The sequence below is a fragment of the Mycobacterium ahvazicum genome, from assembly GCF_900176255.2.
GTDB lineage: Bacteria > Actinomycetota > Actinomycetes > Mycobacteriales > Mycobacteriaceae > Mycobacterium > Mycobacterium ahvazicum.
This window is the reverse complement of sequence record NZ_FXEG02000002.1, coordinates 1,496,105-1,522,056: the sequence shown is the minus strand read 5'-3', so window position 1 is coordinate 1,522,056 and position 25,952 is coordinate 1,496,105. Positions and strand designations below refer to the sequence as shown.

Below are 25,952 nucleotides of genomic sequence, written 5' to 3'. Positions count from 1 at the left end.
CGGCTACTGGCCGAAGGGTTTCTCGGCCACCTGTCCGCCGGCGCCCTCGGCCGGCGCGGGGGTGGCCGGCGTGGCTCCGGGAGCCGCCGCGGTTCCACCCGTCGGCAGGGCCTCGCCACGCATCGACGCCCGAATTTGCTCGAGCCGCGAGTGACCCGCCATCTCGACGCTGGCCTGCTGGACCTCGAGCATGCGGCCCTGCACCGAATTCTGGGCGAGCTCGGCCGAGCCGATCGCGTTGGCGTAGCGCCGTTCGATCTTGTCGCGGACCTCGTCGAGGCTCGGTGTGTTGCCCGGTGCGGCGATCTCGCTCATCGACCGCAGCGACGCGCTGACCTGCTCCTGCATCTTCGCCTGCTCGAGCTGGCTGAGCAGCTTGGTGCGCTCGGCGATCTTCTGCTGCAACACCATGGCGTTGCGCTCGACCGCCTTCTTGGCCTGCGCCGCCGCGCCCAAGGCCTGATCGTGCAACGTCTTGAGGTCTTCCACGCTCTGCTCGGCGGTGACCAGCTGAGCCGCGAACGCCTCGGCGGCGTTGGTGTACTCGGCGGCCTTGGCGGCGTCTCCGCCGGCGGTGGCCTGGTCGGCCAGCGTCAGCGCCTGGCGCACGTTGACTTGCAGCTTCTCGATGTCGGCCAGTTGCCGGTTGAGCCGCATCTCCAGCTGGCGCTGGTTGCCGATCACCTGCGCGGCTTGCTGGGTCAGCGCCTGATGGGTGCGCTGGGCTTCCTCGATGGCCTGCTGAATCTGGATCTTGGGGTCGGCGTGCTCGTCAATTTTCGCGTTGAACAGCGCCATGACGTATTTCCACGCTTTGACGAACGGATTGGCCATGAGTTAGCTCCACCTTCGTTTCCGTGTGCCGGAGGACCCCTGCTGAGCCCTGGCGATCACCCTGCCGCTCAATTTAACGGGTTGGAGCCGTTCGCCCCACCCTCAGGCCACCGCGAGCGACGCTACCTGCGGGATGACGACCTTCGTGGTGGCGTCGATGGTGGACGCACTGGCCTCGGCGGTCTGCGCGGCCGCGGCGCGTTCCTCGTCCGCCATTCGCTCACCGGCGTCGGTGAGCACCGTCGACAGCGGGACGTCCAGCGCGTCGCAGATGGCGTTCAGCAGCTCGCTGGAGGCCTCCTTGCGGCCACGCTCCACCTCGGAGAGATAGCCGAGGCTCACCCGCGCGGTGTCCGAAACCTCGCGCAGCGTCCGTCCCTGGGTCGTTCGGGCCAGACGCAGCACCTCGCCGATGACCTCGCGCACCAATGGCGACATCCTGCTCTCCTTCGTCCGGCAAAGCTGCTTCATCAGGTCAACGCCGGCAGCCGCCGTCTAGGTTCCCGTCCGCCGCACTTCCTTGACGGTCGACGCCACGTAGTCGATCCCGGTGACCACGGTCAGCACGATCGCGGCTCCCATCACCACCGACGCGCCGACCAGGAACGGTCCCGACAGCGGCAGCACGAACAGCCCGATCGCCACCGCTTGCACAAAAGTCTTCAGTTTCCCGCCCCAGCTGGCCGGAATGACGCCGCGGCGAATCACGGCCAGTCGCAACAGCGTCACGCCGATCTCGCGGGCCAGGATCAGCACGGTCACCCACCAGGGCAGGTCGCCGAGCATCGACAGTCCGACCAGCGCCGACCCGATCAGCATCTTGTCGGCGATCGGATCGACGAACGCGCCGAATTCGGTCGCCATGCCGTAGTTACGGGCCAGCAGTCCGTCCAGCCGGTCGGTGATACACGCCACCGCGAACACCACGAAAGCCACGATCCGTGCCACGGTTTCGTGGCCGCCACCGGCGAACAAAGCGAGCAGGAAGATCGGAACCAGTACCAGCCGCGCCAGCGTGAGGACATTGGCCAGGTTGGCGATGCTGACGCGTCCCGCCACCGGTCCTGTCTGCGGCTGCCCCGACACGGCATCAGAATAACGGTTGACCAGTACAGCCGCCCCCGATGTCAATACTGTTACCCGTGACCGAACGTTCTCGGGATAACCAGACAGTGGTCGTCCGGCGCGCGCGAACATCCGACGTCCCCACGATCAAGCACCTCGTCGACACCTATGCGGGCAAGATCCTGCTGGAAAAGGCCCTGGTGACGCTGTACGAGGCCGTCCAGGAGTTCTGGGTGGCCGAGCTGGACGGCAAGGTGGTCGGCTGCGGGGCGTTGCACGTGTTCTGGTCGGACCTCGGCGAAATCCGCACCGTCGCGGTCGACCCCGCCGCGACGGGTCATGGTGTCGGCCACGCGATCGTCCAGTGCCTGCTCGACGTCGCGCGCGAGCTGCAGCTGGAGCGGATCTTCGTGCTGACCTTCGAAACCGAGTTCTTCGGCAGGCACGGGTTCACCGAGATCGAGGGCACGCCGGTCACCGCCGAGGTGTTCGAGGAGATGTGCCGCTCCTACGACATCGGTGTCGCGGAGTTCCTGGACCTGAGCTACGTCAAGCCCAACATCCTGGGCAACACCCGGATGCTGCTGCTGCTCTAGCCGGGGCTAGTCGCCATCGTCGTCGCCGCCGTCGGCGTTCGCCCCGCCGCGGATCAGCGCCAGCGTTCCGGCCAGCTCGTCGGGCTTGACCAGCACCTCGCGCGCCTTGGATCCCTCGCTGGGCCCGACGATGCCGCGGGTCTCCATCAGATCCATCAGCCGGCCGGCCTTGGCGAAGCCGACGCGCAGTTTGCGCTGCAACATCGAAGTCGAGCCGAACTGGCTGGACACCACGAGCTCGACGGCCTGCAGGAAGACGTCCATGTCGTCGCCGATGTCGGGGTCGACGTCGGTGCGCTCCGCGGTGGGCTTGGCGGTGGTGACGCCCTCGGTGTATTCGGGTTCGGCCTGGTCCTTGCAGGCGTTGACGACGGCGTGGATCTCCTCGTCGGTGATGTAGGCCCCCTGCAGCCGCAGCGGCTTGTTGGCGCCCATCGGCAGGAACAGCCCGTCGCCCATCCCGATCAGCTTCTCGGCGCCCTGCTGGTCCAGGATCACTCGGCTGTCGGTCAGCGACGACGTCGCGAACGCCAGTCGCGAGGGCACGTTGGTCTTGATCAGGCCGGTGACGACGTCGACGGACGGGCGCTGGGTGGCCAGCACCAGGTGGATGCCGGCGGCACGGGCCTTCTGAGTGATCCGCACGATCGCGTCCTCGACGTCGCGCGGTGCGGTCATCATCAGGTCGGCCAGCTCGTCGACGATCGCGACGACATACGGGTACGGCCGGTACTCACGCTGGCTGCCCAGCGGCGCGGTGATCGCGCCGGAGCGAACCTTGGCGTTGAAGTCGTCGATGTGACGCACCCGCGAGGCCTGCATGTCCTGGTAACGCTGCTCCATCTCCTCGACCAGCCAGGCCAGCGCGGCGGCGGCCTTCTTCGGCTGCGTGATGATCGGCGTGATCAAGTGCGGAATGCCTTCGTACGGCGTCAGTTCCACCATCTTCGGGTCGATCAGGATCATCCTGACCTCCTCCGGCGTGGCCCGCGTCAGCAACGACACCAGCATCGAGTTGACGAAGCTGGACTTACCGGAACCGGTGGACCCGGCCACCAGCAGGTGCGGCATCTTGGCCAGGTTGGCCGAGATCATCTCGCCCTCGATGTCCTTGCCCAGCCCGATCACCAGCGGGTGGTGGTCGCGGCGGGTGGACGGATCGGTGAGCACGTCGGCCAGCCGCACCATCTCCCGGTCGGTGTTGGGCACCTCGATGCCGACGGCGGACTTGCCGGGGATCGGCGCCAGCATGCGAACGCTCTCGGTGGCCACGGCGTAGGCGATGTTCTTCTGCAGCGCGGTGATCTTCTCGACCTTGACACCCGGCCCCAGCTCCACCTCGTAGCGGGTGACCGTCGGACCGCGGGTGCAGCCGGTGACGGCCGCATCGACCTTGAACTGGGTCAGCACCTCACCGATGGCCTCGGCCATCTGGGTGTTGGCCGCGCTGCGCTTCTTCGGCGGGTCACCGGCGACCAGCAGCTCCATCGAGGGCAGCGTGTACGGGCCTTCGACCACCCGATCCAGCACTTGGGTGTCCAGCTTCTTGGCGGCACGCCGGCGGCTCTTGGCTTCCCCGGCTTTCAGCGCGGGTTCTGGAACCGTCGGCGTTTCGTCCGGCAACGGGTCGTCGAGAACGACCGGGGGCTTGCCGGCCGACGGCCACGCCTTCGGCTCCTCGTCGGGCGCGCCGTCGTCGTAGTGGCCGTCGGAGAAGCCTTCGTGCGCGTCGTCGTCGGCGTAGTCGTAGTCGTAGTCGTAGTCGTTGTCGTCCTCATCGGCGTACAGGTCATCGACGAACGGGGTGCCCACCCAGGCCCGCACCATCTCGGGCAGCTCGCGCAAGGTGGTGCCGGTCAGCAACAGCAGCCCGAACAGTGCGCCGATGAACAACAGCGGCGCGGCGATCCAGGGTGTCAGCCCGTCGGCCAGCGGTCCGCCGATCGCGAAGCCGACGAATCCTGCTGCACGGCGGCGCAATTCGGGATCACCCGGCGAACCCGACCACAGGTGGCGCAGGCCGAGCAGCGAAAAGCTGATCATGCTCGCGCCCAGGATCAGCCGCGGCCGCGCCTCGGGGTTGGGCTGGGTGCGCATCAGCACGATCGCCACCACGCCGAGCACGGCCGGCAGCGCCAGGACGCCGGCACCGATGAACGTGCGCAGCACCTGGTCGACCCACGCGCCGATCGGCCGCGCGGCGTTGAACCACGAGCTCGCGGCGATCACGACGGCAAAGGCGAGCAGTACCAGCGCGATTCCGTCGCGACGATGTCCGGGATCGATGTCGCGGGCGCGCCCGATCGACCGCGCCGCACCCCCGGTGCCGCGCGCCGCCATCAGCCAGGTGGCTCGCATCGCGCGCCCGCCGGTCACCCCGGCGGCGACGAGCAGCGACCGGTGGTGCTGCTTGGCCGGCCGGCGCACCGTCTTGGCGGCCTTCTTGCGGGCAGGTGCCGGTCGCGCACTTCGAGACCCGCTGGAGCGCGAAGTGGCCTTTGACCTGCTCGTTCGGGTTCCTGAGCGGGCAGCGGTCTTACTAGCCATGGGGTCTAGCCTAGTCGCATCAGCCCCATATTCACCATCTGCCACACGGGTCACAAACCCGTGTCGATTCGGTCGCCAACGCGCCACAGCATCCCGAAGCGGCCGCCAGGGCGCAAACCGCGGCCTTCTCCTGCTGGGTGGGCGCAGCCTGGCATCCGCCACTGTCGCCTGAGTAGGGTGACAACGATCCCCTAAGTCACCCCTCAAGGAGCTCCGCATGCCCGTCGTCGTCGTCGCCACCTTGACCGTCAAGCCCGAATCGGTTGACACCGTCCGCGACATCCTCAAGACCGCGGCCGAGGAGGTGCACGCTGAACCCGGCTGTCAGCTGTATGCGGTGCACGAGTCGGGTGAGACCTTCGTGTTCGTCGAGCAGTGGGCCGACGAAGAGGCGCTGAAGGTGCACAGCACCGCGCCCGCGGTGGGCAAGATGTTCGCCGCGGCCGGAGAGCACCTCGCCGGGGCGCCCGACATCAAGATGCTGCAGCCGGTCCCCGCGGGCGACGCGGATAAGGGACAACTGCGGCGGTGACCGCTCCCGGCCCGCTGCAGGGAAAGGTCGCGCTGATCACCGGCGCGGCCCGCGGCCAGGGCCGTGCGCACGCGGTGCGACTGGCCACCGACGGCGCCGACGTGATCGCGGTCGACATCTGCGCGCCGATCGCCAGCGTGCCCTATGCCCTGGCCACACCGGAGGACCTGGCGGCCACCGTCAAACTCGTCGAAGACACCGGCGCCCGAATCGTGGCCAAGCAGGCCGATGTGCGTGACCGCGCGGCGCTTTCGGCCGCCGTGCAGGCCGGTATCGACGAGCTCGGCCGTCTCGACATCGTGGTGGCCAACGCCGGTATCGCGCCGATGCAATCCGGTGACGACGGCTGGCGCGATGTCATCGACGTCAACCTGACCGGTGTCTACAACACGATCAAGGCTGCGATACCGACCATGGTGGCCCAGGGTGACGGTGGCTCGATCGTGCTGATCAGCTCGGCGGCCGGACTGGCCGGCGTCGGCAGCCCGGACGCCGGTTCCGTCGGTTACGCCGCCGCCAAGCACGGCGTGGTGGGGTTGATGCGGATATACGCGAATTTGCTTGCGAGGGAGATGATTCGGGTCAACTCGATTCACCCCTCCGGTGTGGAGACGCCGATGATCAACAACGAGTTCACCCGGGAATGGCTGGCCAAGATGGCCGCCGCGACCGACGCGCCCGCGGCGATGGGAAACGCCATGCCGGTGGAGACGCTGGACGCCGAGGACATCGCCAACGCGGTGGCCTGGCTGGTGTCCGACCAGGCGCGCTACATCACCGGCGTGACGTTGCCGGTCGACGCGGGCTTCTTGAACAAGTAGCCGACATGGCGCGAAACCCCGCTGCGCAGACCGCTTTCGGCCCCATGGTGCTGGCCGCCGTCGAGCAGAACGAACCGGTCGGGCGCCGGTTGGTCGACGACGACCTCGCGGATCTGTTCCTGCCGGCTCCATTGCGCTGGCTGGTCGCCACGACCCGGGCGACGCCGATCCGCCGCCTGATGATTCGTGCATCCGAACACAGCGGGCCCGGATTGTGGGCAAACCTGGCCTGCCGCAAGCGATTCATCGCCGACAAGATCACCGAGGCCCTCGACGACATCGATGCGGTGGTCATCCTCGGCGCCGGACTGGACACCCGCGCCTACCTGCTGAACCGGCGGGTCCGGATGCCGGTCTTCGAAGTGGACCTGCCGGTCAACATCGCCCGCAAGGCCAAGACACTGCGGCGGGTGCTGGGCGGTCCGCCGCTCTCGGTTCGCTTGGTGGCCTTGGATTTTGAGCGCGACGACCTGCTCACCGCCCTGGCCGAGCACGGCTATCGCACCGACTACCGGGCCTTCTTCCTCTGTGAAGGCGTGACGCAGTACCTCACCGAGGAGGGGGTGCGTCGAACGCTGGACGGACTGCGGGCCGCGGCTTCGGGCAGCCGGCTGGTGTTCACCTACGTCCGCCGCGACTTCATCGACGGGACGAACCGCTACGGCACCCGCACGTTGTACCGCACCGTGCGCCAGCGCAAACAGCTGTGGCATTTCGGCTTGGAGCCCGACGAGGTCGCCGACTTCATCGGCGAATACGGCTGGCGGCTGGTCGAGCAGGCCGGGCCGGACGAACTGGTCGCGCGTTACGTCGCACCCACCGGTCGCAAACTCAAAGCGTCACAACTGGAATGGTCGGCCTACGCCGAGAAGGTCTAACTCATTTGTTACGGCCGTAGCGGGCAGCGAACACTTCCGCGCGAGCCGCGTCCGCCTGATCCTGCGTCGTCAGGCCGAGGCCGTTCTCCATGAACTCCCGTACCACCTCGGAGCCGTCTGACCCCAATTCGCGCATGGTTTCCGCCAGGGAGTCCCCGCCCAACAAGTACGCCTGCTGGCCCGCCAGCGCCTGTCGGCGCGCCAGGTCGGCAATGATGAGTATCTCCTCGGCGAGCTCGGCTTCACTCATGCTCGTCACCTTCGCCGAAAGCGCGACACGCCCCGTTGTGCCGTCCAGCAGTGCCGATACGGACACGGTCTCCGGGGGGTTGATCACCGTGTACATGCCGACAGCGCCCTGGCCGGCTTGCGCGGTCGGTAGCGGGGCGACGGCGTCCAGCGCGGTTTCGGTGTCGTCGGGCCCGGGGCCGGTTGGCTCGGGCACGTACGTGTCCAGCGCAGCATCGGACTGCTCGACAACGTCGTCGTGGCTTGCGTGAGCCGGATAATCCAGAAAGGCCAGCTCGTCTGACTCCGCGTCCGAGGCGGGCTTGTCTTCGACGAAATCCAATGCGGCCAGCGGATCTTGGTCGTCGTACTGCGGCATGGCCCCTTCTTCCTGAAATCGCTGCGCTGCCAGCGCAATGAGCACCCGTGCGGAAACGTCAGCGGTACCGATATTCCGCAAACTGCGCCGCGAGGCTGTTGCTCATGGCCTCGTCGGTGTTTTGGTAAGCGTTCTTGGCGGTCTGCAACTTCTGGGCGAGCGCAGCCGCGGTCTTGCTGACGGCTTCCGCCGTCTTAGCGCGGGCGGCCGAAGCTTTGGTGAAGGCGACATTGGACGCCCCGCTGATGACGCCGTGGGTGACCCATACCGCGTCCCGCAGATTGGAGCCCGTAGCTCCCGCCCTCAGCGCCTGGGCTGCCGCGGATTCCTGGGCGGTCGCCAGCGCGACGATGTGTTGTGGTGTGGCGTCCAGCTTCTTGTCCATGGGCTCACTCCTTTGATTCTCTGTCTATCAGCGGCAACGACTCGGCTCCGCTTCACCCGGTCTTGGCGGCCACGCTTGACACCGGCCCGACAAACCCGGCAGCGACGTACGCATCAAGGTTCCCTAGGACCAGAGCGGGCAGGTTCTCGCTTGCCTCACCGGCACGTGCTCCGTCCGGGCCCGGAGCCGCTTCGCCCGGTCGACTCTTGCTCTGCTGGGCAGGCTGAGCGAGAAGCTGTGCCCTGGCGCGGCTGAACAGCTCCGCGTGGGGAGTCAGCTGGCTGGCCACCGACGCGGCCGACCCCGACCTCGAAGCCAGCTGAACCAGAGTGGGCATGGTGGCCGTCGCCGCAGCCGGTGCGCCGTGCTCGCGCGCCTTCGGCGTGGCAGGCGTCGCGATGCCGACCGTGGCAGCCACACCCTGCTGAGCCACGTGTCGCCCTTCCCCCCGGCCCGCATCCGAAGCGGTCACCGGATGACCGCCGACGGCCGAAACACCTTGCCCGCCTGCCGGATTGAAGTGCGGTACGGTGGACGATTTGGACTGTGGAATCGGCGTCGGCGGGGCCGAACGCTGACTGAGCGGCGTAGGGGCCAGCTCCGCATATCTGTTGGCCAAAGCGTTCGCGCCTTGGGCGCGCTGCACCGAATAGCCGAGCACGGTGGACAGGAAACCGAGCGAGGCCGCAATGGCAGCCACCGCAACTGAAATCGCGAACGCCATCGCCAACGAGGGGCCGACCGGCGCAGGCACCAACATGGTGATGGCCAGTTCGGTGACCAGAGCACCGAGCAGGGTGGCTTTCAATGCACCGAAGGCCAACCGCATTTGGGCGACCAGTTCGGCATGCTCCTTGGTCAGGGCCGCCAACTCGAGATCAAGCTGGGCCAGCTTCGCTGCGATGTCCGCCAGATTCCTGTTGACCTCGGCATAGGCTTCGGAAGCCGCGCCTGTCCAGTCGGCACCGGGGAGGGCGGACTGCAGTTCGGTGGCGAGTGCCTGGAATTCTTCCGACCCGCTTTCGACGCTGTTTCCCTCGTAGGGATATCCGAATCCGGTCGTCAGCGAAAGAAGTTCCACGATGGTGATCGTCCACGAGATGATGCTCATCCCCTGTGCATACCGCGCTGCTCCCGCCGACCCGCCCATCTTGGCCATCATCGCCTCGCGCCCGAGATGGGACGAATGTTGAAAGACCTTGCCCACGAACCCATCTGCGGCGGGAACGACCACCACCCCGAGACCGGTCGCAGCAATGCCGGTACCCGTCGCGGCCTTCGCCATCGTGCTCGGTGTCGGGTTGCTCCAACCGGTGGAATCCAGGCCGAGGGTTGCGGCCTGTCCGCCCACCGAGCCCAGATTGGCGAGGACCTGCGCGACTGCCGAGAACACGGACATCGGTGTTGGTTCCCCCTACGTTCACCCTCGGTGCCCCGCGCCGCCGAGTTTTGCCGAACAACCTAACCCGAGCCCCGCGATGTCGTGTCCGAATAGCAAACAGTTAACTGGCTCTTTGCAAGGCGTGCACCAGAACTCGGGCCACAGTCTCGGGTGGCCGGAAACACCTGCAGGCAGCGGACGAGCCGATCTACACTGCGGAGCGACCGGAGACCAAGCCAGTAAGGACACCATGACCGACGATGTGCACCCCGAGGTCGCCGATGCGCTGCGGCAGGCCCACCAGTTTCAGTCGGCCCTCGACAACCAGGTGCATCGAACGGCCACGAATAGCGTTACCGCCACCGACGAAGCCAAGAGCGTCGAGGTAACGCTGGACGGACATCGTTGGCTATCCGGACTCTACATCGAAGAAGGCCTGCTCAGGCTCGGCGCCGAGACGGTCCAGCAGCGCGTGAACGAGGCGCTGTGCAATGCCGTGGCCGCGGCGACCGCGGCCGACGCCGCCGACGGCGAGCGTTTCGTCGAATCACTGGCCGCAATAGCCGGCTCGCTCAAGAACAGTTTCGGGCTGAACTAACCAGACCATCTCTGCCGCAACGTTTTCCGCCGACAAGCACGAGTCTCCTTGCTACGGAAATGTCCCACTGCGCTTCGACGTGATCAGCGATCCAGGAGCTGTCGGTCGATGCTCTTGCCCGCTTCGTCGTCGGCGCTTCCGTAAACGGCCTTCGCGGTGCGCAGCTTGCCGGCGAGCCCGGTCGACGCCTTGCTCATCGCGTCGGCCGTCTTCTTGCGCGCGGCGGCGGCTTTGGTGAAGGCCACGTTGGATGTCCCGCTGATGACGCCGTGGGTGACCCATACGGCGACTTCTACATTGGAGCCCGCAGACCCCGCGGTCTTGGCCTGAGTACTGGCCTGGTCTTGCTTGGTCGCCAAATTGTCGAGGTGTTCTGGTGTGACGGCTAGATCAGTCATGGTTACTTCTCCTTGAATACTGCTGAATCACATTGGTCCGCAACGAATTACACGCTGCGCTGGAATGGGCTCGGCACCTCCGCCGGTGCGGCGGCCGCCGGCGCCGCCCCGATCGGTGCGCGCTCGGTCCCATAGCCACCCGCACCGTCGTCGGCGCGGACCTCGTTGACGGGTGCAGCGGCCTCTTCGTGCGGGTCTTCTTGGGCGAGGCTGCGCACCTGCGCCTTGGCCTGGTTGACCAGGCTTTCAGGCTGGGACACCCGGCCGGACAGGTTCGTGCCGGACATTGCGGCGGCCTGAACCAGCGTGGGCATGGTGCCGGTAGGCGCATAAGCCGGTGCCGCGGGCGCCGCCGGTGTCGTGGGCGCAGCCGGTGCCGCGGCGTCTTGCCGCAGGCGCCGCTCCGGGCGATCGTTGGCCACCGGCGGTGCGACTCCCGGCGCGCCGGCGAAGACGGAATTTGCGGACAGATTGGCCGAGATGGTCTCGAAGTTCGACATCGCCGAGTTGGACTGGCGGGCGACGGCCACCTGTGCCTGAGCCACCGTATTGTTTTGAACGATTCCCGCGACCAGCGCCGCGTAGCGCTCGGCCAAGGCATCGGCCTTTTTGCCGTTCTCGATCGAATAGCCGAGCAACGTCCCCAGGAAGCTCACGGCGGCCGCAATCCCCAAACTCGCAACCGTGATCGCGAAGATCTTCGCCACGGCGGGCCCGACCGGCGCCGGCACCGCCATCGTGAGAATCAACTCGATGATCAGGGCCGTGGTGAGCAGACCGTTCAATATGCTGAAAGCCAATTGCATATGGGTGACCCACTCGCCCTGGTTTTTCACCAGAGCCGCCAGCTGGGTGTCCAGGTCGGCCATTTGCTGCGCCGCTGTCTGCAGCGCCGCGTCCAGGTCGGCATAGGCTTGCGACGCATCGCCCTGCCACTCGGTGTCGGGAAGTGCGGACTTCAGCTGCCCGGCGAGCGAAGTGAATTGTTGCGAACCGGTTTGCAGGGCAGCGCCGTCATACGGCGTCCCGAATCCGGTCGTCAGCTGCAAAAGCTGGACGGTGGTGATGGTCCAGGAGATGATGCTGGCCGCTTTGGCGAAGTCGTTGACGCCCTTTTGTCCGCCCATCCGGTTCTGCAGCTGGATCAGTTCAGCCTGAGACATGTTCTTGATGGACCGAGACATCATCTTGCCGCCGATGGCGGCCCCGATCGACCCAAGGTCGGCCGCGGTGTTGGTGGCTGTCGTCGCGTAGCCTTCAGCGCCCGGCGTTGAGCCGCTCCAGCCACTGAAATCGAGGCCCAGGCCGGCACCCTGCTGACCCAGGTTGGCCAGGCTGGCGATGCACCTGGCGGCAGAAGCAAAGATAGACATCGGAGATTCCCTTCGTTCGAACGTTGCACCTAGGCAACAGTTGCGCATACGCAACGTAACACGGCATTTGACGCCATCCGCGCACCAATTTTTTGCGCACTAATGGCATATGAAAATTGGATTCACTCAAAAAACACTGCCTAAACAAATGCATTCGTGGCGGGTAATTCGCTTTAAACTTGAGGAGATACTGGACCGAAAACATCACCAGTTCAGCCCCCAAAAATACTGTTCCTGACAAGGGAAGGACGGCGCTGATGACCGCCCAAATACACCCGCAGGTCGCCGAGGCGCTGGCGCAAGCCCAGCAATTTCAGTCGATCATCGACGACCATATCCATCGAACGAACACCGCTACCGTTACGGTCAGCGACGAAACCCAAACCGTCGAAGTGACCGTGGACAGGCACCTGGTATTGACCGGCCTCACCATCGAGCCGGGACTGCTCAGGCTGGGCTCCGAGGCCGTCGAGCAGCGCATCAACGACGCGCTGCACAGAGCAGAGGCCGCCGCCACCGCGGCCGGCGACGCCGACGACGAGCGCCTGGTCGCGTCACTCGCCGAAGTTACCGGCTCGCTGAACAGCATTTTGGGCTTGACCTGAACAGGCTGACCAGGCACCGAAAAGTACTGCGCCAAAATATATTTCGCGAAACGGCGTCACACTTCGATGACGGTCGGAACGATCATCGGCTGGCGGCGATAGGTTTCGCCCACCCACTTGCCGACGGCGCGCCGTACGCCTTGCGCGATCCGGATCGGGTCGGTGACGTTGTCGGCGACCAGCGCTTCGAGTTCTTCGGTCACCTTGCGCACCGCGGGCTCGAGCGCCTTGGGATCCTCGGAGAATCCGCGTGAGTGCAGGTGCGGCGTCGTCACCGGTCGCCCGGTGCCGCGGGTCACCACCACAGTCACCGCGACGAAGCCCTCGGACAGAATCAGCCGCTCGCCCAGAGTGATGTCGCCGACGTCGCCGGTGATCAGCCCGTCGACAAACATCTTGCCGACCGGCACCGCACCGGCGATCGACGCCCTCCCGCCGACCAGATCGACGCTCACACCGTTCTCGGCCAACAGGATTGACTCCTCCGGCACCCCGGTGGAGGCGGCCAGCTTGGCGTTGGCGCGCAACATGCGCCAGGTGCCGTGCACGGGCATCACATTGCGGGGCCGCACCCCGTTGTAGAGGAAGAGCAATTCGCCGGCGTAGGCATGGCCCGAAACATGCACCCGGGCTTGGGCGTTGGTGACCACTCGGGCACCGACCTTGGCCAGCGCGTCGATCACGCCGTAAACGGCCTCCTCGTTGCCCGGGATCAGCGACGACGACAGCACGACCAGATCCCCCGCGGTCAGGGTGATACTGCGATGCTCGCCGCGCGACATCCGGGACAACGCGGCCATCGGCTCACCCTGGGTGCCCGTGGTGATCAGCACCACCCGCTCCGGCGCCATCATCTCGGCCGCCCCGATGTCGATCAGGTCGGAGTCGTCGACCCGCAGGAACCCCAGGTCCCGGGCGATGCTCATGTTGCGCACCATCGAGCGCCCGACGAACGACACTCGCCGGCCCAAAGCCACTGCGGCATCGATGATCTGCTGCACTCGGTCGACATTGGAGGCGAAGCAAGCCACGATCACGCGGCCTTCGGCGCCGCGGATCAGGCGGTGCAGCGTCGGGCCCACCTCGCTCTCCGACGGCCCGACCCCGGGGATCTCGGAGTTGGTCGAGTCACACAGGAACAGATCCACACCGGCGCCGCCGAGCCGCGACATGCCGGGGAGGTCGGTGGGCCGGCCGTCCAGCGGCAGTTGGTCGAGCTTGATGTCGCCGGTGTGCAGAACCGTTCCCGCGCCGGTGTACACCGCGATGGCCAGTGCGTCCGGGATGGAGTGATTGACCGCGAAGTATTCGCACTCGAACACGCCATGGCGGCTGCTCTGTCCCTCTTTGACTTCGACGAACACCGGCTTGATCCGATGCTCGCGGCACTTCGCGGCCACCATCGCCAGGGTGAACTTGGAGCCGACGACCGGGATGTCGGGCCGCAGCCGCAGCAGGAATGGGATCGCCCCGATGTGGTCCTCGTGCGCATGGGTCAGGACCAGCGCCTCGATGTCGTCGAGCCGGTCTTCGATGTGGCGCAGGTCGGGCAGGATCAGGTCGACGCCGGGCTCGTCGTGGGTGGGAAACATCACCCCGCAGTCGATGATCAGCAGCCGGCCCAGATGCTCGAAAACCGTCATGTTGCGCCCGATTTCGCCGATGCCCCCGAGCGCGGTCACCCGCAACCCACCTGTGGTCAACGGACCTGGCGGGCTGAGGTCTACATCCACTTTCTAAGCCACCCCTTGGGTCACCGAAGTACCGAGGCCGCACGCATGTCGGCGGCCAGCGCGTCGATCTGCTCGGGCGTCGCGGGCACCTGCGGCAACCGGGGATCGCCGACGTCGATGCCCTGCAGGCGCAGACCCGCCTTGGACAGCGTCACTCCGCCCAGGCGGCTCATCGCGTTGCACAGCGGCGCTACCGCGACGTTGATCTTGCGGGCAGTCGCGATGTCTCCGGAACCGAAGGCGGACAACAACTCCCGAAGCTGGCTCGGGGCGAGGTGAGAAATCACGCTGATGAAGCCCGTCGCGCCCATCGCCAGCCAGGGCAGGTTGAGCGCGTCGTCTCCGGAGTAGTAGGCCAACCCGGTTTCGGCGATGATCTGGCCGCCGCTGTGCAGATCGGCTTTGGCGTCCTTGATCCCGACGATGTTCGGGTGTGACGCCAGCACGCGGATCGTGTCGGGTTCGATCGGGACCACCGACCGCGGCGGGATGTCATACAGCAGCACCGGCAGGTCCGTGGCGTCGGCGACGGCGGTGAAGTGCGCGATCAGCCCGCGCTGCGGCGGCCGCGAGTAGTACGGCGTGACCACCAGCAGTCCGTGTGCGCCCTCGGCCGCGCTGGCCTTGGCCAGCTTGATGCTGTGCGCGGTGTCGTAGGTGCCCGCCCCGGCGATGACACGCGCCCGGTCTCCCACGGCTTCGAGGACCACGCGCAGCAGTTCGAGCTTCTCGTCGTCGGTGGTGGTGGGCGATTCACCAGTGGTTCCCGAGACGACCAACCCGTCGCAACCGGCGTCCACCAGGTGGTTTGCCACGCGCGCCGCCGCGGCGGTGTCGAGGGAACCGTCGGGGCCGAACGGCGTCACCATTGCGGTCAGCAAGGTTCCCAGACGCGCGGGGGCATCGAATCCGACAGAACTCACGGGTCCAAGATTACCTGGCGGTGCCAACCCGATTTCGCCGCCGCGCGGCTCAGGCTTCGGTGCGCGAGCCGGCGCAGTCGGCTCAGGCTTCGGTGGCCAGCGGACTGGTTGCGACCTCGGTGCCATCGGCCAGGGTGGAGATCTCGAAATCGGCGAACACCGCCGGCGCGACGTCGATGAGCTGACGCAGGCATTCGATGGCCAGCCGCCGGATCTCCACGTCGGCATGCTCGCTGGCACGCATGGCGACGAAGTGCCGCCAGGCGCGGTAATTCCCGGTCACGACGATGCGGGTTTCGGTGGCGTTCGGCAGCACCGCGCGGGCCGCCTGGCGCGCTTGCTTGCGGCGCAGCACCGCATTGGGCTGATCCGCGAACTTGGCCTCGAGCTTGGCCAGCAGCTCGGTGTAGGTGGCGCGGCTGGCGTCAGCGGCCGCGGCCAGGATCTCGCGCAGTTCGGGGTCGTCTTCCATGCCCGGCGGCACCACGATCTGCGACTCCGTCTCCGGGACATAGCGCTGCGAAAGCTGCGAGTAGGAGAAATGGCGGTGCCGGATCAGTTCGTGCGTGCACGACCGCGAGATGCCGGTGATGTAGAACGACACCGTCGCGTGCTCGAGCACCGAAAAGTGGCCGACGTCGATGATGTGTTTGATGTAACCGGCATTGGTGGCGGTCTTGGGGTTGGGTTTCGACCAGCTCTGGTAGCAGGCGCGCCCGGCGAACTCGACCAGCGCGGACCCGCCGTCGGCGTCGGTGGTCCACGGCACGTCGGGCGGCGCCAAGAACTCGGTCTTGGCGATCAGTTGCACGCGCAGCGGCGCGGTCTCGGCCACGGCGCTCACCCTAGCCCGGCGGCACGCGCGCCGCGCCGGGGGAACCGCCAAACGCGAAGGCTCAGGACAGCTCGTCGGAGGGTTCGGCATACCGCGTGACGTGGCGCAGATGCGCTCGCAGGGGCATCGGGCCGAGCGTTCTTTTCATCGCGTGCCCGACCCGAAGCCGCGGCGGCCGCTGCGGTTCGGGTGCGGTCGGCCAGACGGGCGTGGGCGTTTCGCCCGCGGTGTCCCCGAGGGGCAGCTTCTCGGTGATCGGTTCAGCGGGCACTGCCGGGTTGGCGACGGCCATCGCAGCGACGACGGCGCCCGCGAGATACAGCAATGCCGAAACCTCCAGTAGCCGGGTGAAACCGGCGTTGTTCAGTGGGCCTGCGGTGATTACCCCCAGGCACGCCACGGCGGTCAACGCGGAAGTCCGACCTACCGCGTTTTGGATCGCTGCCGCGATTCCGCTGTGGACGGGCTCAACCGAAACCAAGATGACCGAGCTCAGCGGCGTGATGGTGAGGACCAACCCGGCAGCCAGCATCAGCCGGCCCGGCAGCAGGTTTGTGAGGAAATCGAAATGATGACCGGAAGGGCAGATCGTCAGCAGTCCGATCGCGGCCAACACCGGGCCACCGGTCAGGAAGATCCGCGGGCCGACACGCGCAGCGGCGTTGCCCACCCGGCGGGCGAACAGCATCGACGCAACGGGAGTGGGCAGAGTGATCAGACCCGCCAGCAGGGCTGAATAACCCGCAACCTCTTGTAGATATAGCGCCATGGCGATGGAACCCAGCGTCAGGCCGCCGTAAATGAATGCGGTCGCCAGATTGGCCCCGGCGAAGTTGCGCATGGCGAATAGTTTCAGCGGCACCATCGGTTGCGGGGCGCGACGCTCCCAGGCCACAAACGCGAGCAGCGCCGCGACACCCACCGCTAATAGGGTCGCGACCAAGGGGTTGCTCCAGCCGCCCCGATTGGACTCGATGAGCGCGTACACGATGGCGCCGAGCCCGATCGCGGTCAACGCAGCACCGGCGAAGTCAACGCGGGCGCGTTCGACGGGACGCGGTGTCGGGCGCAGCCAGTATGTCAGCGCGAACGCAACGATGGCGGGCACCATCAGCAGGAAGTAAATCCACCGCCAGCCGAGGTAGTCGACGGCCAGTCCTCCGAGCACCGGGCCCAGCGCGAAGATCGTGCTGGTCCAGGCGGTCCACGCTCCGATGGCGGCGGGACGTTCGGTGCGGTCGAAGGTGGAATTGATCAGGGCTAGCGAACCCGGGACCAGCAACGCACCGCCCAGACCTTGGACAAGCCGAGCGACGATCAGCATCGCCGGCCACGCGGCAACGACCGCCAGGGCCGTACCCAGCGCGAAAGTCACCAAGCCGACGCGCAGCATCGGCAGTCGCCCGAACAAATCGGAAAGAGAGCCGCCCGGCAGAATCGCCACCGCGAGCGCCAGCAAATAGCCGTCGACAATCCACTGCTGCAGCGTCAAGCCCCCGCCGAGTTCGTGCGCTGTGGCGGGCAGGGCCAAGTTGATGATGTTGCCGTCGAGAAAGGTGACCATCGAAGCCACGATTGCCACAACCAGGACCCGATTCTTCGGAGCGACCTGGCGCGCATCAATGCGAAAGTTCACACGCCGCCCCTGGCATGTGTGAGATCGCCTGCAGCGCACGGCTATTTCCGCTGCATGATTAATTGCCCACGGGATCGCTTCGCAACTCTCCGGCGTGGGTGACATGCGAGTTGATTGACTTCCGTAGTGCCAAAGGCTATGCGATGCAGGCGATCTCTCCGCCAGCAGGTTGCTATAACCACCCACCGCTCCCGCCACCGCCGAGAACGCGGCCCCCGGCGCCGCCGCCCCCTTGGCGTGCGATGCAACTCGACATCTGCCCCCTTGGCGTGCGATGCAACTCGACATCTGCCCCTCCTCTCGGAACGACCACGTGTCCCCTCCCGACGAGGCGACGTCAGTGATGTATTCCAGCGTAAGGGCGATTTATGTCGACAACCTGTGAGTTGCGTGGGCATTGACTTCTGGTTTTATTACCCCCGTTATCAGCAACGGCAGCAACGCATCACGAAATGCTTCCAGCCTTGCCGACTCGGCACGTCGCGCATGGCACAGCGCGCCCGCAGCGGTGATCGTCTGTGCCGCATCGGCGCTCAGGCGCCGAACGTCGCGCACCTCGACATCGGTCAGGTCTCGCGGCTGGATGCGTTGGTGACTGGGCGAGGTTCCGGCGGCCTGTTGCTGCAGTCGATGCGAGACGTCGGGTTGCCCCACCGCGGCCCACAGCGCCGAGGTATCGACGCCGTCGGGAGTGAGCACGGCGAATTCCATACTCGCCAACGCCATTTCGCAAGGCAACTGCACGACATTCCAGATACGCGGAATCCGCGGGTTGAGCTTGGCGAACAACACGCACGGTTGCGACAACACGAACTTGTCGCTTTTCACCGTCGCCCGCTCGACGCGCCGTGCAGTGGCGCCGTCGTCGAACGCCGGAAGACTGAAATGCGCTACGAAGCCGTCGAATTGACGCGGTTTGCGAACGACCGTGGATAGTTGCGCCAGTTTCGACAGCGGTATGTGGTCACCGATCGGCTCGACAAGGCCCAGCATCAGCCGCTCGGCGGCGTTGATCACGCGTTCGTTGGACGCCACTTTGTCGTCGAAGGCGCCGAGTAGTGCGGCGATCCGCTGGCGTTGGCGTCCGGGAACGGTCCGCACCGAAACGTCGCGCAGAATCGCCTGATTGAGCAGGGGCTGGCCCGACCCGGCCCGATGATCGCCGAGCCGGCAGGTCTGTAACGCGTAATACCAGTAGCGGGTCTCGGCAGGCTCTTTGGCCCGGCACACCAGCGCGTTGTCGGTGACCCACGCATCGGAGTCGCAGTAACGCACACTGCCGCAATACGACCCGACGCGACCGAGCACGATCAGTGGGCCACTCGCGTTGGACTGCGCCGCGTACCCGATCGCGCCGTTGGCACCGTAGACGGGAAACCGCCCGCCGGGCACCCGGGCCGGCGCGCCGCTTCCGGAGCGGAAGTCGAGATACTCGCCCAGCGTCGCGTTCAGCACAGGCGACGCACCTGTTCTCGCAGCACCATTTCCATTCGCGCGGATTCATCCAGCGCCACCAATAGGTCCCGGGTCAGCCGGGCGATCTTCTCGTCGGGCGGCTCCGCGTCCTCGGCGGTCGCCGGTGTACCGACGTAGCGCCCCGGTGTCAGCAGGTAACCGGCGGCGGCGATGTCTTCCAGCGAAGCGGATTTGCAAAATCCCGGAATATCGTCGTATACAACATCTTTCGCCGACGACGACCCGCACCAGGCGTGGTAGGTGCCGCTAATCCGGACGACCTCGTCGTCGGTCAGCGCGCGTTCCGCCCGATCGACGAGATAGCCGAGCCCGCGCGCGTCGATGAACAGCACCTGCCCCGACCGATCACCTTTATCCATCGCAAAGAACCACAGGCACACCGGTATTCCGGTGCTGCGAAACAACTGAGCGGGCAGTGCGATCATGCAGGACACCAGGTCGGCGTCGACGATCCGCGCGCGAATGTCGCCCTCCCCGGCCACATTCGACGACATCGAGCCGTTTGCCATCACCACCCCGGCCTGACCCCCCGGCGCCAACTTGGCCAGGATGTGCTGAATCCAGGCGAAGTTGGCGTTGCCGGCCGCGGGAACACCGAAGCGCCAGCGCGGATCGTGCTCGTCGCGGGCCCAATCCTTGATGTTGAACGGCGGATTGGCCATCACGTAGTCCATGCGCACGCCGCAGTGCAGGTCTTCGACGAACGTGTCACCGTGGGCCAGGCCCGCGTTGTCGATGCCGTGAATAGCGAGGTTCAACTTCGCGATTCGCCAGGTCTGCTCGACGCCCTCCTGACCGTAGATGCGGACGTCGTTGGGGTCGCCGTCGCGGGCGGCGATGAAATTCTCGGTCTGCACGAACATGCCGCCGGAGCCGCAGCACGGGTCGTACACCCGCCCGCGCACCGGTTCCAGCACCTGCACGATCAGCCGCACCACGCTGGGCGGGGTGAAGAACTCACCACCCCGTTTCCCTTCTGCTCGCGCGAAATTGCCCAGGAAGTACTCGTAGACCTCCCCCATCAGGTCCCGAGGGCCCGGGCCAACCAACCGCGCGTTCTCCAACAGCTCGACCAGCTCGCCGAGCCGGCGCTGGTCGAGGTCCTCATAGATCCGCGGCAACAGTCCGGCCAGGGCCGGGTTTGCCGCCATCACCGCGCCCATCGCGTTGTCGGCGACCCGACCGATGCCAGGGGATTTCGCGTTGTCCACCAAGGTATTCCAGTGCGACGCGGAGATGTACTTCAAAAACACCAGCCCGAGCACAACGTCCTTGTACTGACCGGACGACAGGGATCCGCGCAACTTGTCAGCCGCTTTCCACAGCGTTGCTCTGAGCTCCTTGGACGACGTCATCAGCTGATCCGCTTGCGCAGTTCCGTGGCCAAGTCGCCGCGGCTCGAGACCGTAATCCCGCCCAGGCCAAGCCATGACGCCATCGACTCCAGCTCGCCGGCCAGTGCGGCGGCCACCCGGGCGCGCGGGGCTCGATCGGCTTCGGAGGGCTCGCCGAACGCCCCCACCACCCGCAGCGTGTCGGCGGTGCGATCGGCCTTGAGGTCCACCCGCGCCATCAGCTGACCGTCCACCAGCAGCGGCCACACGTAATAGCCGTACTTCCGCTTGGCTGCCGGGGTGTAGATCTCGATGCGGTAGTGGAAATTGAACAGCCGCTGGACCCGGGGCCGGAAGAAGATCAACGGGTCGAACGGGCACAGCAGCGCGGTGCCGCGATCCTGTCGGGGCACGGCGCGGCCGGCGTGCAGATATGCGGGCGCGGACCAGCCGTCGACCTCGACCCGCTCGACCTCGCCGGCCGCGGCCAGCTCGGCGATCGCCGGTTTGACCTGCTGCGCGGACAGCCGGAAGTAGTCGCGGATGTCGGCCTCGGTGGCCACGCCCAGCGCGGTCGCCGCGCGCAGGCTGAGCTCGCGGATGGCTTCGGCGTCGTCGACCTCGCGGGCCAGCACACTGGCCGGCAGCACCCGTTCCACCAGGTCGTAGTGGCGGGCGAACCCGACCCGGGTGGCCGTGGTGAGCACCCCGGAGGCGAACAGCGCCTCGGCTACCCACTTGGTGTCGCTGCGAGTGCCCCACCAACTTCCCCGCGGGCCAGCTGTTTCCGCCTCGAGATGAGCCTCGATCTGTCCGGCGGTGCTGGGCCCGAGTTCGGTGACCGCCTCGACGATCTTGTCGGCGAGCTCCGGGTTCGCCTTGACGATGTGGGTACCCCACCGGCCGTGCCGGTAGTGGCGCATCCGCCAGCGCAGCAGCGGCCAGTCCTCGACGGCCATCAGCGCGGCCTCGTGCGCCCAGTACTCGGCGAGCAACCGCGACGAGCGCGGCCCCCAGGCGGCACCGTCGAGCACGTCGCGATCGTAGGGGCCGAGCCGGCTGAACACCGGCGCGTAGTGGGCGCGCACCGCCACGGAGACTGAATCCAGTTGCAGCACTTGGATTCTCGAGATCAGCCGACGCAGGTGAGCGCGGGTGATCGCGCCGCCGGGTCGCGGCTCGGTAAACCCTTGGGCCGCAACGGCTATCCGCCGTGCCTGCGCGGCGGTCAGCCTCCTGATCGACACGCGCCGAGAATACCGGTCGACCGGTCACCTTCAGCGAAGGCTCACCCCGTGCTGACCTTCTCGTCCGCCGCGCCGGTGCTGTCCGGCGGATTCTTCTGTTCGTGGTATGCCGCCTCGAGTGCCGCCGGAACCGATTCCAGGTCGCGGTAGACGCCCATCAGTTGTTCCAGCACCTTGATCCGCCGGTCGGTCGCGGCGTTCACCGCGCGCCGCGCCTGCTCACGATCGCGGTCGATTCGCTCCTTGGCGTCGGCAAGCAGCTGCTCACGCGCCTTGTGGGCATCGTCGCGCATGCCGGCCAGTTCGGCCTCGAGCGTTTCCCTGGTTTCGCGGTATTCGGCTTCCATGGCCTTTTGCTGCGCGGCAAAATCCGCCAACACCTCGCGGTGCTTTCGTTGCTCGGCCTCGATTTCCGCTTCGGCCGCGCTGATCAGCGCCTCCGCCTCGGCTCGTGCCTCGGCCTGCATCTCGGAAATCTCCTCGACGGCGCGGCTCAGCATCTTTGCCATTCGCTGTTGCATCGCGTGCGGCGCGGGCGAGGTGTCGGTGAGCGCCGCGACCTCCTTGCGCAGCGCGGCCGCTTCCTCGCCGGAGTCCTTCAACCGGGCCCGCAGGCTCTCGACGTCGTTGAACAGCAGATTCTGCTTGGTGGTCAACATCTCGATGTGCGCATCGACCGCGGCCGAGTCATAGCCCATCCACTTGCGGGCAAACGCCGTTGTGGGTTCGGTGATCACTGCCAATTTCCCCTCCCTGGAAATTCCGTACACCGCCTAGCGCCGAGGCGAGCGGTCAGGACCGACGATAGCTGTGAAACCGATACCGCAGCCCAGAGCGGCTGACCTGCCATTCCCCCGTCTCGCCGAGCCATGTCTCGTCGAGCACCGGCGCCATCGCGTCCTCGTCCTCGCGGATCAGGTCGATCTCGATCTCGGTGACTTCACAACGGGTGGCGTGCGGCAGCGCGAGCCGATAGATCTCGGCACCGCCGATCACCCAGGCTTCGGGGTCGGTCAGGGCCCCGGAAAGGGAGTCAACCACGTCGGCTCCCTCGGCGACGAAGTCGCTGCGGCGGGACAACACGATATTGCGGCGGCCGGGCAGCGGGCGCACCCTGGCCGGCAACGAGTCCCAGGTCAGCCGGCCCATCACCACGGTGTGGCCCACGGTCACCTGCTTGAAGCGGGCCAGGTCTTCGGGGACGTTCCAGGGGATGTCGCCGTTGCGGCCGATGACACCGGATGTGGACTGAGCCCACACCATGCCGACGGTGGTCAAGCGCGCCACTCCTCCTCATCGCTTCGCTTTGCATCGTCGTCGGCGCGAGTCATACAGCGACGGGAGCTTTGATCGCCGGGTGCGGATCGTAGTTGCGCACCACAATGTCGTCGTAGGTGTAGTCGAAGATCGAATCCCGTTGGGCTAGAACAAGTTCCGGGTACGGCCGTGGATCGCGACTGAGCTGCGTGCGCACCTGCTCGACGTGGTTGTCATAGATGTGGCAATCGCCGCCGGTCCAGACGAACTCACCGACACCCAAGCCGGCCTGGGCGGCCATCATGTGGGTCAGCAGCGCATAGCTGGCGATGTTGAACGGCACACCCAGGAACAGGTCCGCGCTGCGCTGGTAAAGCTGGCAACTCAGCCGCCCGCCGGCCACGTAGAACTGGAAGAACGCGTGACACGGCGGCAGGGCCATCTGCGGGATTTCGCCGACGTTCCAGGCCGAAACGATGTTGCGCCGGGAGTTCGGATCGGTGCGCAGCATTTCCAGGGCGGCACTGATCTGGTCGATGTGCTCACCCGACGGGGTCGGCCAGGATCGCCACTGCACGCCGTAGATGGGTCCGAGATCGCCTGTGTCGCTAGCCCATTCGTCCCAGATCGTGACGCCGTGCTGCTGTAGCCAACCGACGTTGGAGTCGCCGCGCAGGAACCACAGCAACTCGTAGATCACCGATTTGAGGTGGACCTTCTTGGTGGTCAGCAGCGGGAACCCGGCCGAGAGGTCGTAGCGCAACTGCCGACCGAACAGGCTGCGGGTTCCGGTGCCGGTGCGGTCCGATTTGACCGAACCCGTCTCGAGGACCAGGCGCAGCAAGTCCTCGTAGGGTGTGGGGATCGGCACGCGGAAAGCTTACGTCTAGACCCCAGGAGTAGAACGGGTGCCATGCCGAACATCACCGACACCATCACCACCGCCGACGGGACTTGCACGGTCCACCTGTTCACCCCCGGGGGCCCAGACACCCAAGCCCCCCACCCCGGCGTGATCATGTATCCCGACGCCGGCGGCGTGCGCGACACCTTCCAGCAGATGGCGGCCAAACTGGCCGGATTCGGTTACACGGTGCTGTTACCGGACGTGTACTACCGCAACGCCGGCTGGGCCCCGTTCGACATGGCCAGCGTGTTCGGCGACGAACAGGAACGCAAGCGCCTGTTTTCGATGATCGGCAACCTGACGCCGGACAAGATCACCAGCGACGGCCGCGCGTTCTTCGACTACCTGTCGGACCGCCCCGAGGTATCCGGTGAGCGCTTCGGCGTGTGCGGCTACTGCATGGGCGGGCGCATCTCGCTGCTGGTGGCCGGCCGGATTCCCGACCGCGTCGCGGCCGCGGCGTCCTTCCACGGCGGCGGCCTGGTGTCGGACACCGCGGACAGCCCACATCTGCTGGCCGAGAAGATGACCGCCACGGTCTACGTCGGCGGCGCCGAGAACGATGCGTCGTTCACCACCGACCATGCCGAACAGCTCGACAAGGCGCTGACGGCTGCCGGTGTGCGCCACACCATCGAGTGGTACGCCGCGGCTCACGGCTTCGCGGTCCCGGACAACGCCCCCTATGACGAGGCCGCGGCCGAGCGGCATTGGCGAGCGATGGCCGAGCTCTTCGCCTCGGCGCTGCCGCGCTAAGGGCTGTTCTGACTCACCGCGTCGAGCAACAACTTCGCCGCCACCGCCGCACCGTCGCCGCGGGTCATGGCCGCCACCGCGTTCGCCCGGGCGCGGGTTTCGTCGGCCAGGACCATCTCGAGCGCGGCCGGCAGCGAGCCCGGGGGCGGCGTCGGACCGTCGCAGGCGGTGCCGATGCCCAGCTCCGCCACCCGGCAGGCCCAGTACACCTGGTCGGCCCCCTGCGGCACCACGAGCTGAGGCACGCCGGCGCGCGCTGCCGTCGTCGTCGTGCCCGCGCCGCCGTGGTGCACGACGGCGGCCACCCGCCCGAACAGCGCTTGCTGGTTGACCTCACCGACGGCGAGGCAGTCGTCGCGGTCGTCGATCGGCACCAGCTCGGCCCAGCCGTGCGAAAGCAACACACGCCTGCCCTGGGCGCGAATGGCCTCGATCGCCATCGGGACGACATCCTTGGAACCCCACAGCGGCATGCTGCCGAAGCCCAGGTACACCGGTGGCGTGCCGGCGTCCAGGAACTCCTCCAGCTCGGCCGGCAGGGGACGCGCGTCGGGCAGCACCCAGGCGCCGGTTTGCACGACGTGCAGGTCCGCGAGCGGCTGCCAGGGGCCTAAGGTCGGGTCGGCCGCCAGCCACGGGCGGTTGGTGTAGGCGTAGCCGCGCACGTCGTCCACCGGGGCGAGGCCGATCGCGGCCCGGTGACTGTTGAGCGTCGGACCGAACAACATAGTGGCGTTATGGGCGTTGTGGTTCCACATCATCCGGTTGTCGATCTCGCTGGTCCCCATTGCCCGGCCCACGAACTCCGGCGGCGGGTGATACGGCGACGGCAGGTGGGTCGGGTGATAGCTGCCGTAGACGTAATGGATGCCGAGTTTGTCGGCCACCGAGCGTGCGCCGGCCGCCGTCCACACCAGGGCGGTCGCCACTATCGCGTCGCAGCCCTGCGCAGCGGCAGCGACCGTGTCGAACTGCGCGGCGAGCAGACCCAGCACATGCGCGCGCACGTCCGCCTCCGACGACTGCGCCGCGGCGGTCGTCATCGCGCGCACCGGCGGACCGAATCCCACCAGTGGTATCCCGAAAGCGGCTGCCCGCTCGGCGAATTCGTCGTCGGGCGGCGCACACACCACGGCCTCGGCGCCGAGCGCCTGCAGCTGCACCGCGACTGCCAGCAGTGGTTCGACACCGCCGCGGGTGTCGTACGTCGACAACAGCACCCGCATGG

At 66.8% G+C, this 25,952-nt stretch carries 27 protein-coding genes; 7 read left to right on the top strand and 20 right to left on the bottom strand.

The window, feature by feature from the left end; all coding sequences use genetic code 11:
* Positions 1 to 3: 3 nt before the first annotated feature.
* From pspA to pgsA, 3 genes are all read right to left on the bottom strand, one after another.
* Positions 4 to 834 carry a phage shock protein PspA gene (gene pspA, locus MAAFP003_RS09380; protein ID WP_096286338.1) on the bottom strand — a complete coding sequence of 277 codons (831 nt, stop codon included), beginning with the start codon at positions 832 to 834 and terminating at the stop codon, positions 4 to 6.
* Positions 835 to 936: 102 nt separating this feature from the next.
* Complete coding sequence (clgR, locus tag MAAFP003_RS09375) at positions 937 to 1,272, bottom strand: transcriptional regulator ClgR (protein WP_096286336.1); 336 nt, start codon at positions 1,270 to 1,272, stop codon at positions 937 to 939.
* 57 nt (positions 1,273 to 1,329) lie between these two features.
* On the bottom strand, positions 1,330 to 1,920 hold the full coding sequence (gene pgsA, locus MAAFP003_RS09370) for a CDP-diacylglycerol--glycerol-3-phosphate 3-phosphatidyltransferase (RefSeq protein WP_207768498.1): 591 nt from the start codon (positions 1,918 to 1,920) through the stop codon (positions 1,330 to 1,332).
* Positions 1,921 to 1,976: 56 nt separating this feature from the next.
* On the opposite strand from pgsA, the gene MAAFP003_RS09365 reads away from it, so the two are divergent.
* Positions 1,977 to 2,495 carry an amino-acid N-acetyltransferase gene (locus MAAFP003_RS09365; protein WP_207768497.1) on the top strand — a complete coding sequence of 173 codons (519 nt, stop codon included), beginning with the start codon at positions 1,977 to 1,979 and terminating at the stop codon, positions 2,493 to 2,495.
* Between the two features lie 6 nt (positions 2,496 to 2,501).
* Here MAAFP003_RS09365 and MAAFP003_RS09360 read toward each other — a convergent pair whose 3' ends face one another.
* The gene (locus MAAFP003_RS09360) at positions 2,502 to 5,042 is read right to left on the bottom strand and encodes an FtsK/SpoIIIE family DNA translocase (RefSeq protein ID WP_096286332.1); all 2,541 of its coding nucleotides are present in this window, start codon (positions 5,040 to 5,042) and stop codon (positions 2,502 to 2,504) included.
* A gap of 217 nt (positions 5,043 to 5,259) precedes the next feature.
* Between MAAFP003_RS09360 and MAAFP003_RS09355 the strand changes: the two genes are divergently transcribed.
* From MAAFP003_RS09355 to MAAFP003_RS09345, 3 genes are read left to right on the top strand one after another with little or no spacing between them, the layout of a single operon-like run.
* The gene (locus tag MAAFP003_RS09355; protein WP_096286330.1) at positions 5,260 to 5,574 is read left to right on the top strand and encodes a putative quinol monooxygenase; all 315 of its coding nucleotides are present in this window, start codon (positions 5,260 to 5,262) and stop codon (positions 5,572 to 5,574) included.
* Positions 5,571 to 6,395, top strand: a complete 825-nt coding sequence (locus tag MAAFP003_RS09350; RefSeq protein ID WP_096286328.1) for a mycofactocin-coupled SDR family oxidoreductase — start codon at positions 5,571 to 5,573, stop codon at positions 6,393 to 6,395. Before MAAFP003_RS09355 ends, MAAFP003_RS09350 begins: the two co-directional genes overlap by 4 nt.
* A 5-nt stretch (positions 6,396 to 6,400) precedes the next feature.
* Entirely contained in the window at positions 6,401 to 7,273 is an 873-nt protein-coding gene (locus MAAFP003_RS09345; protein WP_096286326.1) for an SAM-dependent methyltransferase, read from the top strand.
* A 1-nt stretch (position 7,274) separates the two neighbouring features.
* On the opposite strand, the gene MAAFP003_RS09340 is transcribed toward MAAFP003_RS09345, so the two are convergent.
* From MAAFP003_RS09340 to MAAFP003_RS09330, 3 genes are read right to left on the bottom strand one after another with little or no spacing between them, the layout of a single operon-like run.
* Positions 7,275 to 7,880, bottom strand: coding sequence for a hypothetical protein (locus tag MAAFP003_RS09340; RefSeq protein ID WP_133160835.1), 606 nt, complete (start codon positions 7,878 to 7,880; stop codon positions 7,275 to 7,277).
* Between the two features lie 58 nt (positions 7,881 to 7,938).
* Positions 7,939 to 8,265, bottom strand: a complete 327-nt coding sequence (locus MAAFP003_RS09335) for a type VII secretion target (RefSeq protein ID WP_096286322.1) — start codon at positions 8,263 to 8,265, stop codon at positions 7,939 to 7,941.
* 52 nt (positions 8,266 to 8,317) lie between these two features.
* Complete coding sequence (locus MAAFP003_RS09330) at positions 8,318 to 9,664, bottom strand: EspA/EspE family type VII secretion system effector (RefSeq protein ID WP_096286320.1); 1,347 nt, start codon at positions 9,662 to 9,664, stop codon at positions 8,318 to 8,320.
* Positions 9,665 to 9,896: 232 nt separating this feature from the next.
* Between MAAFP003_RS09330 and MAAFP003_RS09325 the strand changes: the two genes are divergently transcribed.
* Positions 9,897 to 10,244, top strand: coding sequence for a YbaB/EbfC family nucleoid-associated protein (locus MAAFP003_RS09325; protein WP_096286318.1), 348 nt, complete (start codon positions 9,897 to 9,899; stop codon positions 10,242 to 10,244).
* An 83-nt stretch (positions 10,245 to 10,327) separates the two neighbouring features.
* Here the strand turns inward: MAAFP003_RS09325 and MAAFP003_RS09320 are convergent, their stop codons facing one another.
* Together MAAFP003_RS09320 and MAAFP003_RS09315 are read right to left on the bottom strand one after the other, a co-directional pair.
* Positions 10,328 to 10,642: a type VII secretion target gene (locus MAAFP003_RS09320; protein ID WP_096286316.1), complete on the bottom strand. Its 315-nt coding sequence runs from the start codon at positions 10,640 to 10,642 to the stop codon at positions 10,328 to 10,330.
* Between the two features lie 47 nt (positions 10,643 to 10,689).
* Positions 10,690 to 12,015 (bottom strand): EspA/EspE family type VII secretion system effector, encoded by a 1,326-nt coding sequence (locus MAAFP003_RS09315; RefSeq protein WP_096286314.1) that lies wholly within the window; start codon positions 12,013 to 12,015, stop codon positions 10,690 to 10,692.
* Positions 12,016 to 12,272: 257 nt separating this feature from the next.
* On the opposite strand from MAAFP003_RS09315, the gene MAAFP003_RS09310 reads away from it, so the two are divergent.
* Positions 12,273 to 12,620, top strand: a complete 348-nt coding sequence (locus MAAFP003_RS09310) for a YbaB/EbfC family nucleoid-associated protein (RefSeq protein WP_096286312.1) — start codon at positions 12,273 to 12,275, stop codon at positions 12,618 to 12,620.
* 56 nt (positions 12,621 to 12,676) lie between these two features.
* Here MAAFP003_RS09310 and MAAFP003_RS09305 read toward each other — a convergent pair whose 3' ends face one another.
* The 10 genes from MAAFP003_RS09305 to MAAFP003_RS09260 form a co-directional block, all read right to left on the bottom strand.
* On the bottom strand, positions 12,677 to 14,353 hold the full coding sequence (locus MAAFP003_RS09305) for a ribonuclease J (protein ID WP_096286310.1): 1,677 nt from the start codon (positions 14,351 to 14,353) through the stop codon (positions 12,677 to 12,679).
* Between the two features lie 20 nt (positions 14,354 to 14,373).
* Positions 14,374 to 15,276 carry a 4-hydroxy-tetrahydrodipicolinate synthase gene (dapA, locus tag MAAFP003_RS09300; RefSeq protein ID WP_096286308.1) on the bottom strand — a complete coding sequence of 301 codons (903 nt, stop codon included), beginning with the start codon at positions 15,274 to 15,276 and terminating at the stop codon, positions 14,374 to 14,376.
* Between the two features lie 82 nt (positions 15,277 to 15,358).
* A complete protein-coding gene (gene thyX / locus MAAFP003_RS09295; RefSeq protein WP_096286306.1) occupies positions 15,359 to 16,111 on the bottom strand; it encodes an FAD-dependent thymidylate synthase in 753 nt (250 codons plus the stop codon).
* A gap of 61 nt (positions 16,112 to 16,172) precedes the next feature.
* Positions 16,173 to 17,747: an MFS transporter gene (locus MAAFP003_RS09290; protein ID WP_243393841.1), complete on the bottom strand. Its 1,575-nt coding sequence runs from the start codon at positions 17,745 to 17,747 to the stop codon at positions 16,173 to 16,175.
* A gap of 366 nt (positions 17,748 to 18,113) precedes the next feature.
* Complete coding sequence (locus tag MAAFP003_RS09285; RefSeq protein ID WP_096291008.1) at positions 18,114 to 19,199, bottom strand: restriction endonuclease subunit S; 1,086 nt, start codon at positions 19,197 to 19,199, stop codon at positions 18,114 to 18,116.
* Complete coding sequence (locus tag MAAFP003_RS09280) at positions 19,196 to 20,578, bottom strand: class I SAM-dependent DNA methyltransferase (RefSeq protein ID WP_243393840.1); 1,383 nt, start codon at positions 20,576 to 20,578, stop codon at positions 19,196 to 19,198. Before MAAFP003_RS09280 ends, MAAFP003_RS09285 begins: the two co-directional genes overlap by 4 nt.
* A complete protein-coding gene (locus tag MAAFP003_RS09275; protein WP_096286302.1) occupies positions 20,578 to 21,804 on the bottom strand; it encodes a winged helix-turn-helix domain-containing protein in 1,227 nt (408 codons plus the stop codon). The genes MAAFP003_RS09280 and MAAFP003_RS09275 overlap by 1 nt, the downstream gene beginning before the upstream one ends.
* 41 nt (positions 21,805 to 21,845) lie before the next feature.
* The gene (locus MAAFP003_RS09270) at positions 21,846 to 22,541 is read right to left on the bottom strand and encodes a cell division protein DivIVA (RefSeq protein WP_096286300.1); all 696 of its coding nucleotides are present in this window, start codon (positions 22,539 to 22,541) and stop codon (positions 21,846 to 21,848) included.
* 55 nt (positions 22,542 to 22,596) lie between these two features.
* Entirely contained in the window at positions 22,597 to 23,067 is a 471-nt protein-coding gene (locus tag MAAFP003_RS09265; RefSeq protein ID WP_096291007.1) for a dihydrofolate reductase, read from the bottom strand.
* 64 nt (positions 23,068 to 23,131) lie between these two features.
* On the bottom strand, positions 23,132 to 23,932 hold the full coding sequence (locus MAAFP003_RS09260; RefSeq protein ID WP_096286298.1) for a thymidylate synthase: 801 nt from the start codon (positions 23,930 to 23,932) through the stop codon (positions 23,132 to 23,134).
* A gap of 42 nt (positions 23,933 to 23,974) precedes the next feature.
* Between MAAFP003_RS09260 and MAAFP003_RS09255 the strand changes: the two genes are divergently transcribed.
* Positions 23,975 to 24,724, top strand: a complete 750-nt coding sequence (locus MAAFP003_RS09255; protein WP_096286296.1) for a dienelactone hydrolase family protein — start codon at positions 23,975 to 23,977, stop codon at positions 24,722 to 24,724.
* Here the strand turns inward: MAAFP003_RS09255 and MAAFP003_RS09250 are convergent.
* Positions 24,721 to 25,950: a glycosyltransferase gene (locus MAAFP003_RS09250; RefSeq protein ID WP_096286294.1), complete on the bottom strand. Its 1,230-nt coding sequence runs from the start codon at positions 25,948 to 25,950 to the stop codon at positions 24,721 to 24,723. The genes MAAFP003_RS09255 and MAAFP003_RS09250 overlap by 4 nt on opposite strands.
* Between the last annotated feature and the right edge of the window lie 2 nt (positions 25,951 to 25,952).